At 71.2% G+C, this 13,462-nt stretch carries 12 protein-coding genes and 1 pseudogene; 7 read left to right on the top strand and 6 right to left on the bottom strand.

Annotation, left to right across the window (positions count from 1 at the left end; translation table 11 throughout):
* Positions 1–90: 90 nt before the first annotated feature.
* Positions 91–543 carry an NUDIX hydrolase gene (locus tag E7Y32_RS09905; RefSeq protein ID WP_146336964.1) on the bottom strand — a complete coding sequence of 151 codons (453 nt, stop codon included), beginning with the start codon at positions 541–543 and terminating at the stop codon, positions 91–93.
* Between the two features lie 65 nt (positions 544–608).
* Between E7Y32_RS09905 and E7Y32_RS09900 the strand changes: the two genes are divergently transcribed.
* On the top strand, positions 609–1,637 hold the full coding sequence (locus tag E7Y32_RS09900) for a pirin family protein (RefSeq protein ID WP_146336963.1): 1,029 nt from the start codon (positions 609–611) through the stop codon (positions 1,635–1,637).
* 7 nt (positions 1,638–1,644) lie between these two features.
* Here the strand turns inward: E7Y32_RS09900 and E7Y32_RS09895 are convergent, their stop codons facing one another.
* Complete coding sequence (locus E7Y32_RS09895; RefSeq protein WP_146336962.1) at positions 1,645–2,577, bottom strand: N-acetylglucosamine kinase; 933 nt, start codon at positions 2,575–2,577, stop codon at positions 1,645–1,647.
* A gap of 36 nt (positions 2,578–2,613) precedes the next feature.
* Between E7Y32_RS09895 and E7Y32_RS09890 the strand changes: the two are divergent.
* Positions 2,614–3,659, top strand: a pseudogene (locus E7Y32_RS09890) (nitronate monooxygenase).
* 128 nt (positions 3,660–3,787) lie between these two features.
* On the opposite strand, the gene E7Y32_RS09885 reads toward E7Y32_RS09890, so the two are convergent.
* Positions 3,788–4,771 carry a LysR family transcriptional regulator gene (locus E7Y32_RS09885; protein ID WP_146336961.1) on the bottom strand — a complete coding sequence of 328 codons (984 nt, stop codon included), beginning with the start codon at positions 4,769–4,771 and terminating at the stop codon, positions 3,788–3,790.
* A gap of 92 nt (positions 4,772–4,863) precedes the next feature.
* Between E7Y32_RS09885 and E7Y32_RS09880 the strand changes: the two genes are divergently transcribed.
* On the top strand, positions 4,864–6,156 hold the full coding sequence (locus E7Y32_RS09880; protein ID WP_146336960.1) for an MFS transporter: 1,293 nt from the start codon (positions 4,864–4,866) through the stop codon (positions 6,154–6,156).
* On the opposite strand, the gene E7Y32_RS09875 is transcribed toward E7Y32_RS09880, so the two are convergent.
* The gene (locus tag E7Y32_RS09875) at positions 6,153–7,316 is read right to left on the bottom strand and encodes a PLP-dependent aspartate aminotransferase family protein (protein WP_222433442.1); all 1,164 of its coding nucleotides are present in this window, start codon (positions 7,314–7,316) and stop codon (positions 6,153–6,155) included. The genes E7Y32_RS09880 and E7Y32_RS09875 overlap by 4 nt on opposite strands.
* 132 nt (positions 7,317–7,448) lie before the next feature.
* Between E7Y32_RS09875 and E7Y32_RS09870 the strand changes: the two genes are divergently transcribed.
* Entirely contained in the window at positions 7,449–7,955 is a 507-nt protein-coding gene (locus tag E7Y32_RS09870; protein WP_146336958.1) for an Lrp/AsnC family transcriptional regulator, read from the top strand.
* Between the two features lie 422 nt (positions 7,956–8,377).
* Here the strand turns inward: E7Y32_RS09870 and E7Y32_RS09865 are convergent, their stop codons facing one another.
* Positions 8,378–9,619 (bottom strand): MFS transporter, encoded by a 1,242-nt coding sequence (locus E7Y32_RS09865; protein WP_146336957.1) that lies wholly within the window; start codon positions 9,617–9,619, stop codon positions 8,378–8,380.
* Between the two features lie 175 nt (positions 9,620–9,794).
* Here E7Y32_RS09865 and E7Y32_RS09860 point away from each other — a divergent pair, with 175 nt between their 5' ends.
* From E7Y32_RS09860 to E7Y32_RS09850, 3 genes are read left to right on the top strand one after another with little or no spacing between them, the layout of a single operon-like run.
* Entirely contained in the window at positions 9,795–10,322 is a 528-nt protein-coding gene (locus E7Y32_RS09860; protein WP_146336956.1) for an Lrp/AsnC family transcriptional regulator, read from the top strand.
* A gap of 18 nt (positions 10,323–10,340) precedes the next feature.
* Positions 10,341–11,336 (top strand): magnesium/cobalt transporter CorA, encoded by a 996-nt coding sequence (gene corA / locus E7Y32_RS09855; RefSeq protein ID WP_146336955.1) that lies wholly within the window; start codon positions 10,341–10,343, stop codon positions 11,334–11,336.
* Positions 11,337–11,367: 31 nt separating this feature from the next.
* A complete protein-coding gene (locus tag E7Y32_RS09850; RefSeq protein WP_146336954.1) occupies positions 11,368–13,032 on the top strand; it encodes an AarF/ABC1/UbiB kinase family protein in 1,665 nt (554 codons plus the stop codon).
* A gap of 76 nt (positions 13,033–13,108) precedes the next feature.
* Here E7Y32_RS09850 and E7Y32_RS09845 read toward each other — a convergent pair whose 3' ends face one another.
* Positions 13,109–13,438 (bottom strand): hypothetical protein, encoded by a 330-nt coding sequence (locus tag E7Y32_RS09845; RefSeq protein WP_146336953.1) that lies wholly within the window; start codon positions 13,436–13,438, stop codon positions 13,109–13,111.
* Positions 13,439–13,462 lie beyond the last annotated feature (24 nt).

Here is a 13,462-nt window from a genome sequence, read left to right as displayed (position 1 = left end):
CATCACTTCCACCTCCCCGGCCGTCTGGCGGCCATCCCGGCCGCGGTGTCTCTAGGCTAGCCGTCCGCACCGCGGGTGGCCAGCTTTTTGTCACACGAGTTTGCCGTCCAGCGGCCGCTCGCGGTAGAGGCGGAGCCCGGCATCCACCAGCGAGACCCGGTTCAGGCCCGCCACCTCGGCCAGCGGGATCCACGCAGCGTGGGTGGTGCTGCCGCCCACCTCGTGGCGCAGTTCGCCGCCGCTGACGCTCGCCTCGTAGACGAGCCGCAGCGACTGGAAGTCCCGCTGGCCGCCGTCGAGCCGGGTCTCGGCCGGCCAGTGCCCGACGTCGATCCCGAGCAGGGCGCCGATCCGGGCGTCGTACCCGGTCTCCTCGTGGATTTCCCGGCGGCACCCGTCCACCGGATGCTCGGCGAGGTCCAGGCCACCGCCGGGCAGGGTCCAGCCTTCGCGGCCGCCCTGCTTCCAGTACGCCAGCAGGAGGCTGTCGTCGCGGACAATGACGGCGTAGGCGGCTGGGCGGGTGTCGAATGGGAGGGTCATTGAACCAGCCTAACGGCGCAGCGCGGGCCCTGCCGGATCTCCCGTCCGGGCCCTAGAGTTTGAGGGTGACCAATCTCGAAGTCCTTCCGCCCGAAGAAGTCTGCCCGGCCGCCCACAGTGTGGCGGGCGCCGCGAGCGGGCCGTGCCTGCAACTGTGGCCGGCCCGTGAGGTCCCGCTCGGCGGGGTCCGCGCCATGAACGTCTCCCGGACGCTGCCGCAGCGCGGGCTGCCGACCGTGGGTGCGTGGTGTTTCCTGGACAGCTTCGGCCCGGACCGGGTGGCGATGTCGGTACTGCCGCACCCGCACACCGGGCTGCAGACCGTCACCTGGCCGCTGGCCGGCACCATCCGCCACCGGGACAGCGTGGGCAGCGACGTGCTGGTCCGCCCGGGCGAGCTGAACATCATGACCGCCGGCCACGGCGTCTCGCACTCCGAGTTCGCGGTACTTCCAGCAGGCGGGGCGGAGCACGAACTGCCGCTGCAGCGGGGGCTGCAGCTGTGGGTTGCGCTGCCCGACGCCGAACGGCACCGTGCCCCGGCCTTTGAACAGCACCGCGAGCTTCCCGTGGTCCGCGGCGACGGCTTCACCGCGACGGTCATCGTGGGAACCCTCGCTGGCGCCACCTCCCCGGCGACGGTGTACTCCCCGATTGTGGGCGCCGACATCAGCTGCGCCGGCCGGATCAGCCTGCCGCTGGACCCGGGCTTCGAACACGCCGTGCTGGTGCTCGACGGGACACTGTCGCTGGACGGCCAGGACGTGGTGGCGCCGGGGCCGCTGGGCTACTTGGGCACCGGGCGCAGCCGCCTGGACCTCGACGCCGCGCCGGGCACCCGTTTTGTGCTGCTGGGCGGCGAGCCGTTCGAGGAGGAACTGCTGATGTGGTGGAACTTCGTGGGCCGCAGCCACGAGGAGGTGGAGCAGTCGCGGCTGGACTGGGAAGCCCAGGCCGGTCTCCCGGACGACGACGCGGCGCGGGCGCGGTTCGGGCTGGTGCGCGGGCACGGCCCCGACGCCGGCGCCGAGGCCGGGCGGATCCCGGCTCCGCCGCTGCCCGGGGTCCCGTTGCGCCCCCGGCGCCGGCAGTAGTTGTGCGCTAGCCCTGCTCGGCGACGAGCTGGAGTACACCGAACACCGGCTCCTGCTGCAGGACCCGGACATCGGTGATCCCGGCGCCGGCCAGGGCCCCGCGGAACGCGTCCTGCAGCCGCGGCACGTTCATGCCGAGGCCGCTGCCCAGGATCACCGGGCCCTCGATGCCCAGCTGCCGGACGGTCTGTTCGGCGAGGCCCGCGAGGTCGCGGCCGGCCTGCTCGATCAGCGCCCGGCTCGGTGCGTGGCCGGCGTCGGCGGCTTCGACGACGAGCCGGGCGCGCTGGGCCCAGAAGCGGCGCCCGGTCCGGGGCGAGTGAAACAGCGCAATCAGTTTGTTTGGGTGGTCCACCCCGCAGGAGTCCAGCAGGGCACGGGTCAGCTCATCCGGTTCCAGCCCCTGGTTCATCCGGCGCAGGCTGTGGCGCACGGCTTCGCGGCCCAGCCAGTAGCCGCTGCCTTCGTCGCCGAGCAGGTAGCCCCAACCGCCGGCCCGGGCCTCGGCGCCGCGGCTGTTCTTGCCCCACGCGGCCGAGCCGGTTCCGGCAATGACGGCGACGCCGGTGCTGGCACCGCCGGCGGCCAGCAGCAGGCGGGAGTCGTGGACCACGGTGACCTTGGCGCCCGGCACGTGCGGGGCGATCAGCGCGGCGAGCGCCGCGGCGTCGTCGTCGGTGTCGATGCCGCCCGCTCCGGCGTAGACCTGGGCGACGTCTCCCCCGCCGATCCGGCCGAAAAGTTCCGCCAGGTTCCGGACGGCCTCGTCCTGGCTGACGTTCTGGACGTTGGCGCTGCCGACCGATTCGTCCGCCACCGGCGTTCCGGCCTCGAAGCGGACCCCGCGGGTCTTGGTCCCGCCGATATCGAGTCCGATCACGGCACCGGAAGCGACGGAGGCGGAGGCTGCCGGCGAGGCCGGGATGTCAGAATGGGTCACCGGAACAGCCTACTGAATCACTGGCAGGAGAAAGCAATGTCGCACGGTCTCTTTGGCACCCGGGTTGTCGCCGCCCCGATGGCGGGAGGGACGTCCACGCCGGCGTTCGTGGCAGCCGTGCACGCGGCCGGGGGCCTGGGCTTCCTGGCGGCCGGTTATAGGGGCGTTGCCGCCATGCAGGCGGACATCCGTGCCGCCCGCGTCTCCGGCGCGCGGTTCGGCATGAATGTATTCGTCCCGGACCCGGCCCAGCTGGCTCCGTCCGCGGCCGCCCTGGCTGTGCTCGAGGAGTACCAGCTGGAGCTGCGTGCCGATGCCGCGCGTTACGGTGTGGAGCTGCCGCCATTGCGCCTCGATGACGACGAGAGTGGCAGGGCAAGATCGATGCCCTGCTGGCCGACCCGGTGGAGCTGGTCAGTTTCGCGTTCGGGCTTCCCGGCGCGGCGGTGGTCCGTGCTTTGCAGCGGGCCGGGTCGGCGGTGCTGGCCACGGTCACCTCGGTGGCCGAGGCCCGGCAGGCGGCCGAGCAGGGCGTGGACGCCCTGGTGGTGCAGCATGCGTGCGCCGGGGGCCACAGCGCAGCATTCCTGCCGGGTTCCGCTGCAGGGGGTTCCGCCGGGGGTCCCGCGGCTCGGGGAACGACGGCGGAGCTGGTCGCGGCGGTGCGCGCCGCCGTCGAGCTCCCCCTCGCGGCGGCCGGCGGGATCATGGACGCCGCGGACCTGGACCGGGCGCGTGCCGCGGGGGCCGAGACGGGCCAGCTGGGCACCGCCTTCCTGCGCACGGACGAGAGCGGCGCGCGGCAGCTGCACAAGGATGCGCTGGCCAGCCCGCACTTCACGCAGACCGAACTGACCCGGGCCTTCACCGGGCGCTGGGCGAGGGCGCTGGTCAATGAGTTTGTCCGGGACCACCCCGACGCGCCGGAGGCCTACCCGGCCGTGCACCACCTCACCGCCCCGCTGCGGGCAGCCGCTGCCGCCGCCGGGGACCCGGAGAGGCTCAATCTCTGGGCCGGCACCGGCTGGCAGCAGGCTCGGGCGGGTTCGGTCGCGGAGGTCATGGCGGGGCTGCTGGGCTGAGGCGGCGTCGCCGGTGCGCCGGCTCGCGGCTTCGCTCCGGGCTCGCCGTGTGGAAACGTCGAGCCCGGACGGAACCCGCGAGCGAACGACGGTGGCGGCGACGGCTGACCCGACGCGGAGTCGCCGGGTCAGTTGCCGGAGCGGCCGCGGACAAACCCGGCCAGCAGCGCCGGGCCCTCGCTGAGCACCAGTTCCCGGAACAGCCGCACCGGGTCCGGTTCGGCGTCCGCTCCCCCGCGCCGCTCCCGCCAGGCCAGGCCGATCTCGCGGAACGCCAGCCCGGAGTCCAGCGCCAGCTCCACCCAGCCCAGCTCGCCGGGCTGCGCCGGGGTGTGGCGTCCGGGGGCCAGCCCGCCGGGCGGCAGGATGCTGACGCCGAGTCCGGCCGAGACGAGTCCCCTGGCCGTGTGGGAGTCCTGGCTTTCGAAAGCGATGCGGGGCCGGAAGCCCGCTTCCCGGAACAGTGCGTCCGTCAGCGAGCGCATGCCGTAACCCGGCCCCATCGCCACGAACGGGTCGTGCCGGATCTCCGCGAGCCGGGCCCGGCGGCGCGTGGCCAGCGGGTGTGAATGGTGCACCACCAGACGCAGCGGCTCGCGGTAGAGGCGGGCCGAGGAGATCAGTCTGCTCGGCGCCGCGACGGGTGCGGTCAGGGCCAGGTCGGCGTCGCCCGCGGCCAGTTCGGCCAGGCAGCCGTCCCGCGCGCCCTGGCTGAGGTCAAAGGCCGGCTGGGGATGCCGTTGCCGGAACGCGCTGATCAGCAGCGGCAGCATCGCCTCCCCGAAGGTGTGCTGGAAGGAGACCGCGATGCGTCCGCGCACCACCTCGGACTCGTGCCGGACCAGGTCCAGCCCGGCCTGGAACTCGCCCAGCGCCGCCTCGATGTGCGGCAGGAGGGCCTTGGCCGCGGCGGTCAGCCGCACGCCGCGGCCGTCGCGGATCAGCAACTCGGTGCCGATGATGGCGCCGGCCCGCGCGACGGCCCGGCTCACCGTGGATTGGGGCAGCCCCAGCACCTCGGCGGTCGCGGTGATGTGCTGGGTGCGGCCGAGCTCGGCGAGCAGCGGCAGCAGGGGCAGCAGCTGGACCAGCTGCTTATGCTGCACGTCCACGGCACCCGGCTCCTAAATTGTTCCAAATTTGCTATTGATCTTATAGAAAACATGCATTGGAAGCATGTCTTTCGGACGCCTAATCTGGTGGAATGTCCCGCCTCCCGCTCAGCCCCTCCCCCTCCGCAGCCAGTGTCGGGGCGGCGGCCCGCGCCGGCAATCCCGGGTGGGCGGGCCATCCGAAGGGTTCGGCTGCCTACCGCCGGATCCTTGCCGGCCTCGCCTTCGCCGGCGTCGCCGCGTTCGCCCAGCTGTACTCCACCCAGGCCGTGTTGCCGCTCATCGCCCGCGAGCTGCAGGTGACGGCGGCCGAGGCGGCCCTGACCATCTCGCTGGCCACCGTGGGCCTGGCCGTGACCGTGCTCCCGTGGTCCTTCCTCGCCGACCGGATTGGCCGGGTCCGTGCCATGGCCTGGGGCATCTCGGCGGCCACGGTGCTGGGGCTGCTGGCCCCGCTGGCACCGAGCTTTCCGGTCCTGCTGGGCCTGCGGATGGCCGAGGGTATGGCGCTGGGCGGCATCCCGGCCATCGCCATCGCCTACCTCAACGAGGAAGTCAATAAGGCCCATGCCGCACTGGCCGCCGGCACCTACGTTGCGGGCACCACGCTCGGCGGGCTGGCGGGGCGGCTCGTCGCCGGCCCGGTCGGTGACCTGTGGGGCTGGCGGGCCGCGGCGCTGGCGGTTTCCGTCATGGCCACGGCCGCGGCCGTCCTTTTCCTGATCCTGGTGCCGCCCGCCCGGAACTTCACCGCCGCTGCCGCCGGCGGTTTCCGCGGCGCCCTCTCGACGCTGTCCGGGCATGCCCGGAACCCGCGGCTGCTGGCCGTCTACGTCCAGGCATTCCTGCTGATGGGCGGCTTTGTGGCGGTCTACAACTACCTTGGCTTCCGGCTCTCCGGCGAACCGTTCAGCCTGCCGGCCACCCTGATCAGCCTGATCTTCCTGGCCTACCTCTCCGGCACCGTCTCCGCCCGCTGGGCCGCCGGCCTGACGGTACGCTTCGGCCGGCGCAATGTGCTGGTAGCCGGCACCGTACTGATGGTCGCCGGCCTGGCCCTGACCCTGACCCAGCAGCTGGGCCTGATTCTGGCCGGGCTGCTGCTGTTCACCGGCGGCTTCTTCGCCGCCCACAGCATCGGCTCCGGCTGGACCGGCGTGATCGCCAGCACCGGCCGCGCGCAGGCCGCCTCGCTGTACAACCTCGCGTATTACTTGGGCTCGAGCGTCATCGGCTGGGCCGGCGGACTGCTCTTCCAGTCCCTGGGCTGGGCGGCCCTTGCCCTGTCAGTGATGGGGCTGGCCTGCACGACGGCGGTGATCACCGCCGTCGTGCATCCCGCCGGGGCACGGGGCGCGGCCCCGGCGGGGACGGCGGCGCGCTAGCGGGTTGCCTCGAGGGCCTGGACCAGGTCCGCCACGATGTCCGCCGGATCCTCCAGCCCCACGGACAGCCGCAGCAGGCTGGCGTGCGGCTTGGCCTCCGCGGCCACCGGCCGGTGGGTCAGCCCCGCGGGGTGCTGGATCAGCGTATCGATGCCGCCGAGCGAGACGGCGTGCGTGATCATGCTGACGGCGGCCGGGACACGCTCGGCGTGCTCGGCACTGGCCAGCTCAAACGCCAGCAGCGAACCGGGGCCCGCCATCTGCGTTCCGATCAGGCCCCGCGGATCACACTCCGGCAGGCCCGGGAAATAGACCCGGCGGATCAGCTCGTGCCCGGCGAGGGAGGCCGCGACCTTCTCGGCACCGGCCTGCTGCGCCCGCACCCGGACCGGCAATGTGGCCAGCCCGCGGTGCAGCAGGTACGCCGGCCACGGCGTCAGGATGCCGCCGGTGATGGCGCGGATCTGGCGCAGCCGGACGGCCCACTCCGGGGAAGCGGCGACGACGCCGCCCATCGCGTCGCCGTGGCCGCCGAAGAACTTGGTGGCGCTGTGCAGCACCATCGCAGCCCCGTGCCGGTAGGGCTGCTGGAGGATGGGGGTGGCGAAGGTGTTGTCCACGAGCAGCGGCACCCCGTCCGCCGCGGCCGCCGCGGCGGCAATGTCGACGAGCTCCAGGCTGGGGTTGGCAGGGGTTTCCAGGATGACGAGTCCGGTGTCGGGACGCATCGCCGCGCGGATGCCCTCGGGGGTGGTGAAGGTGACCTCGGTCCCGAGCACCCCGGAGGCCAGCAGGTGGTCGCTGCCGCCGTAGAGCGGGCGCACCGCCACCACGTGCTTCTTCCCGGTGCCGACGACGGCGAGCAGCACGGCGCTCAGGGCGGCCATGCCGGTGGCAAATGCGACGGCTTCTTCCGTGGCCTCGAGCAGGGCGACGCCTTCCTCGAAGCGGGCGACGGTGGGATTCCACAGCCGCTGGTAGACCGTGCTCTGGCCGTCCAGATGCGGGCCGCCGGTGGCCATCTGTTCGTAGGCGAGTCCGCCGTCGTGGACCGAGGGCAGCGGGGCCGTGGTGGAGAGATCGATCGGGACAGCGTGGACGCCGAGTTCCGTCAGGCCGTTCCGGCCGGCGTGGACCGCCAGCGAGTCTTGAGAAAGCACCGTACTCCTTTTGAATATTCACCATTGAATGCGGTAAGTATCTGGCACTAATTCGGACTTTTGTAGGGGCTGTGAATGGAACTGCCGGAAAGGGCCGTTTATGATGAACTCACACCACATCAAGGAGGATCCGTGAGCACCCCCACGAAGAATGTTCGGCCCGCAGCAGGCACCAGCGAACCCCTGGACGCCATTGACGAGCGCCTCCTCGCCGCCCTGGTCGCGGACGCCCGGATCTCCAACAAGCACCTGGCCGAACTGGTGGGGATTGCCCCGTCCACGGCGTTGATGCGCACCCGGGCGTTGTCCGATCGCGGCATCATCCAGGGCTTTGAAGCCAAACTCAGCCTCGCCGCCGTGGGCCGCTCGGTGCAGGCGCTGATCGCCGTCCGGCTGCGCGCCCACGACCGCGAACAAATCGACCGCTTCACCGCCCGGGTGCCGAAACTGCCCGCCGTGCTCTCCACCTTCCACACCTCCGGCTCGGTGGACTACCTGCTGCACATCGCCGTCGCCACCACCGAGGACCTGCGCGACTGGGTACTGGACAACCTGGCAACGGATCCGGTGGTGGGCCACACCGAGACCACCCTCGTGTTCGACCACATCCAGGGCAACCACGGACCGCTGCCGGACTAACTCCGGCGGGCCGGGCGTTGGATGCACCCTGGTGATCGGGTGGTTTCGATGCCGGCCCGGTGGGACATGCCCATTCTTCGTGCCGGCGGGTGGACATATTGGCACTATGTCCATTGCTCGCGTCCTGGACCGGACATGTCCCCAGCCGACCGACGAACATGCCCATTCTTGGCGCCGGCGGGTGGGACATGCCCATTCTTCGGGCCGGCCCCGTCGGACATGCCCATTCTTCGGGCTGGCGGGCGGACATATTGGCACTATGTCCATTGCTAGCGCTCGGCGTTGGACATGTCCCCAGCCGACCGACAAACATGCCCATTCCCTGTGCCGGCGGGTGTTACATGCCCATTCTTCGCCCCGGCGGTCGGGCCTAGCTCAGTACCGCTAGCCGCGGACGGAGCCGGGCGCCCTCAGGCAGGGCCTCAGGCCTGCGCACGCAGGGCATTCCGCAGCGTGAGCGCCGCTAGGGCAACGGCAAACACAGCGCAGAGCCCGACGAAGCCTGCCACGGCGGCCTGCAGGCCGAAGACGCCGGCGGCCAGACCGAGCCCGATCACCGGGAAGGCGCTGCCGAGGTAGGTGATCACGTAGACGGTGCTGATGATCTGGGCGTGGCGGGATGCCTCCACTTTCCCGGCCACATCGTTGAAAACGGTGCGGAAGGAGACGCCCTGGCCGAGGCCTGCGGTAATGCTGGCCGCGATCAGCAGCCATGGGCTGCTGATTGCCGCGGCCGCAGCGATCAGCAGCACGGAGACGGCCAGCAGGGTCAGCCCGGCGGGCACCACGAAGCGGCCACGCACGGCGAGCAGCTGGCTCAGCGCCGAGGCTGCCAGGGTCAGCCCCGCGAGGAGCCCGATCAGGGGTCGGGAGTCCGCGTGGACGATCTGCGCGAAGTAGCCCGGCGCCAGTGAGAGGCAGAAGCCGAAGACCGCGAAGCTGAGGAACCCGACGGCCGAGGCGAGCCAGAACGCGCCGCGGGCCTCGCTGGAGACGGAGGGGCGGCGGGGTGCGAGGACCTTCAGCGGCTGCGGGCCGGCGACAGAGGTGATGGCGGGCCGGGCCTTGAGCAGGTAGAGCGGCACCAGCAGCGCCAGCAGGACAACGGAGTGCAGGAGGTACGGCGTGGACGTGGGCCCGGGGAGGACGGAGAGCATTCCGCCGATCGCCGGCCCGGCCGCCACGCCGCCGGCGGAGGCCAGCAGCGTGAACCTTGAGGCCCACTCGGGCCGGCTGGGCAGCAGCTCGCGCAGGGCGGCGGAACTGGCGCCGGTGGCCAGCGCCACGGCGGCCCCCTGCAGCGCCCGGCCCGCACACAGCGCCAGCAGGCTGTCCGCGTTGGCGAAGACGAAGCCGCCGGCGAGGCCCACCAGGACGGCCACCAGCAGCGCGGCGCGCCGGCCGATGTGGTCCGACCAGTGCCCGGCGAGGATCAGCGTGGCCACGAGCGCCAGCACGTAGGCGGAGAACGCGACCGTAACGTCCAGGGCCGTGATGCCGAGCTTGGCCTGCAGCAGCGGATACAGCGGGGTCGCGAGGTTGGCGCCGACCAGCAGTGTGAAAATCACGACGCCGGCCATCACCAGGCGCGCGGTGACGGAGGCGTCCCAGCCCCAGCGTTCTGCCGTGGCCGGGCGCATGCGAAGTTCGCTGAAGACGGTCATGGCGGTGCCCCTGCTGCATTGAAGCGGGCCGCATACGCTCCCTGCGGGGAAGCGCCGGCCCGGTGAAGTTTGATACCTCCAGAATGCGGCACGGGTGACCTTTCAGGCCAAGTTCTGTGCCAAAATTGAGCAAAACCATCAACCGTGGCCTGCCAGCATGAACCGGAGTGACGATATGAACAGCCTGGACCCCACCGACCTGAAGATTCTGCTCGAACTGATCAAGGATCCGCGGATCCAGATCGGCGAACTCAGCGACGTCCTGGGCATCGCCCGGAACACGGCCCAGTCGCGGGTGCGCCGGATGTTGCGCTCGGGCCTGCTGCACGACGGCGGCCGGGAAATCGACCTGGAGGCGGTGGGCTACGACGTCGTCGCCTTCGTCACGATCGAGGTGAACCACCGCGAGCTCGACGGCGTGGTGGGCGCCCTGCGCCTGATCCCCCAGGTCCTCGAGGTCCACGAAATCTCCGGCCGCGGCGACGTCTGGTGCCGCGTGGTCGCCACCGACACCCACAATCTTCAGTCCGCGCTGCGGTCCATCCTACGGATCAAAGGCGTGATCCGGACCGAAACCGTGCTCGCCCTGCACACCCATATTCCGTACCGCACGGAGCCGCTGATCAGCCGGCTGGCCCAGGGCAGTGCACTGGCGCCCGGGCGGTCCGCGTCGCGCCGGGCCGGTGCCGCGGAACCCGGCTAGAGACTGGATAATGAGCCGGTGACTATCATTGACAACGCCGTCTACGTCGACGGTGTGCGCCGCGCCGAGCCGAGCAGCCTGGAACAGACCGTCGAGACCCTGACCGAACATGGCGGCATGGCCTGGATCGGCCTGTACCGCCCGACCGAAGAGGAAATGGCCGCCGTCGCGGCGGAATTCGGCCTGCACGGGCTGGCGGTGGAAGACGCGATCTCCGCGCACCAGCGCCCCAAGCTGGAACGCTACGACGACAATCTGTTCACCGTGCTGCGCCCGGCCCGGTACCTGGACGAGACGGAGACCGTCGAGTTCGGTGAGCTGCATGTCTTTACCGGCCGGAACTTCGTGGTGACGGTCCGGCACGCCGAGACAGCCGTCGTCGGCCTGGTCCGGCGCCGGCTGGAGCACCGCCCGGACCTTCTTTGCCACGGCCCCGAAGCCGTGCTCTACGCGCTGATGGACCAGGTGGTCGATGACTACGGTCCGGTGGTGGCCGGGCTGGAGAACGACATCGACGAAATTGAAGACCAGCTGTTCAGCGGCGACCCGCTGGTGTCCCGGCGCATCTACGAGCTCGCGCGCGAGGTCATCCATTTCCAGCGGGCGATCCACCCGCTGCCGGCCATGATGCAGCAGCTCCGCCGGGGGTTCGAGAAGTACCAGGTGGACACCGAGCTGCAGCACAGCCTGCGCGACGTCGAGGACCACGTGGAACGGCTGATCTCGCGCGCCGATTCGTTCCGGGACCTACTGCAGAACGCGCTCACCCTCGACGGCACCCTGACCGCCAACCGCCAGAACGAGGCCAGCGCCGAACAGAACGAGCAGGTCAAGAAGATCTCGTCCTGGGCGGCGATCTTCTTCGCCCCGTCCTTTGTGGCCGGTGTGTACGGCATGAACTTCGAGCGGATGCCGGAGCTGCAGTGGACCTACGGCTACCCGATGGCGATCGGCCTGATGGCGGCCACCGCGGCCCTGATGTACGGCATTTTCAAGCGCAAGGGCTGGCTCTAGCAGGTCCCGGCGCCCCGTGTAGTCTGGCGTCATGAGCGCGCGGCGGGACCGGTTCCGGCACATCGTGGAGACCTTGAGCAGGCACGGGCTGGGCTTCGCGCTGGGCCAGCTGGGCCTGGACCGGCTGCACGTGCCCGGCCGCCCCGCACGGCTGCGGGCCGGTACCGCCGGAGTGCCGCTGCCGGCCCGGGTGCGGCTGACGCTGGAGGACCTGGGCGCGGTCTACATCAAGTTCGGCCAGATCGTCTCCACCCGCACGGATGTGCTCCCGCCGGAATACGCCGCCGAACTGGCCAAGCTCCAGGACGCCTCCCCGCCAGTGCCCGCCGGGCAAATCCGCGAGGTCCTCGCCGAGGAGCTCGGGCCCCGCGCGGACCGGCTACTGGCGGCCCTGCAGGACGTTCCGCTCGCCACCGGCTCCATCGGCCAGGTGCACGAGTCAACGGTTGAAGCGCCCGGCGGCGGCAGCGACGACGTCGTCGTCAAGGTCCGGCGCCCCGGCGTCGTGGAACAGGTCAGCGAGGACCTGGAGATCATGGCCGAGCTCGCCAAACGGGCCGAACAGGCGTCGGGGACGATCGCCGGCTTCCACGTTTCCGCGCTGGTGGACGAGTTTTCCCAGACCATGCGGGCGGAGCTGGACTATCTGCAGGAGGCCCGGAACGCGGAGCAGTTCGCCGAAAACTTCGCCGGCGACAGCCGCGTCCATATCCCCCGCGTCTTCTGGGACACCACCACCTCCCGTGTGCTGACCCTCGAGCGTGTCCGCGGCATCAAGATCAACGACGTCGAGGCCCTGCGCGCGGCGGGGATCGACCCCGGCGGCCTCGCCGTCGCGGCCTGCAACATCCTGCTCAAGATGGTGTTCGAGGACGGCTTCTTCCACGCCGACCCCCACCCCGGGAACTTCTTTGTGGAAGCCGACGGACGCCTCGGCATCATCGACTTCGGCATGGTGGGCCAGATCAGCGACACGGCACGCTGGAACCTGGTCCGGGTGCTGCTGGCCGTCGTCGAGCAGGACGCCGGACGCCTCACCACCGCCATGGTGCAGCTCTGCGGGGCGACGGAGGCCGCCGACGCGAGCGGCCTGCAAGCGTCGTTGGGCCGCCTCGTGGGCCGCTACGCCGGCCGGCCGCTGGCGCAGGTGCCGATCGTCCCAGTGCTGACCGAACTGGCGGCGCTGCTGCGCGCGCACCGGCTCCGGCTGCCGCGCGAGACCGCCCTGCTGGTGAAGATGCTGATCATGGCGGACGGGCTTGGCAAGCAGCTCGATCCGGGGTTCGAGCTAACCGCTCAGCTGGCACCGTTCACGCGCAGGATCCTCCTCGGCTCGCTGTCCCCCGACGCGTTGGCCTCTCGGTTGAAGAAGCTCGGCTGGGAGGCGCTGCAATTCGGCACGGAGGCGCCGGAGATGGCGCGCCGGCTGCTGGAGGTGCTCGAACGTGGCGGCCTGGACGTCCACTTCCGGGCGGACGAGCTGGACCGGCTGCTGGACAAGGCTGAACGGACCGGCAACCGGATTGTGGCCGGACTGATCACCGCGGCCCTGATCGGCGCCGTGGGGGAACTCGTGTCCGTCCAGCCGGAGCGCTGGCGGGGATGGCCGAAAGCCCTCGTCACTGCGGGCCTCGGCGGGGTGGGCGCCCTCGGCGGCTACCTGGCCGTCACCTCCCGGCACCGGCGGCGGGGGTAAGCGGGGGCACGCGGTCCGGGCGCTCGACGGCGGCGGCGGGCGGTAGCCCGGGCCCCCGGCCGGGGCAGCGGAGGGATCAGCGCGCCCCGCGGCGGTTGCGCGCCAGCGCCACGAGGCGGAGGAAAGCCAGCACGAAGCCAGCCTCGATCAAGCCCATCAGTCCGAGCCAGAGCCACTGCGCGTGGCCGATGAAGTAGATCGCCCCGAGCGCGACCAGCACGCTGCCGAGGACGAGGGCGTAGACGGCGAAGCCGAAAGCCACACGGGCGCTGCGCACGCCAGTACGAAAACCGAAGCCCAGCGGTTCCCCGCCCGGGTAGCCGCCCACGCGGTCCTGCGCGGCCGGTGTCAGCCGGTCGAATTCCTCCCACGGGTCGGGCTCGTGTTCGCGCGACTGTTCGGCCATGGTCCTATTATCCCGCGTTATCCC

It is taken from the genome of Arthrobacter sp. UKPF54-2 (genome assembly GCF_007858535.1).
GTDB lineage: Bacteria > Actinomycetota > Actinomycetes > Actinomycetales > Micrococcaceae > Arthrobacter.
Note: the sequence above shows the minus strand (reverse complement) of the source record. Positions and strands in the feature narration are given on the sequence as shown.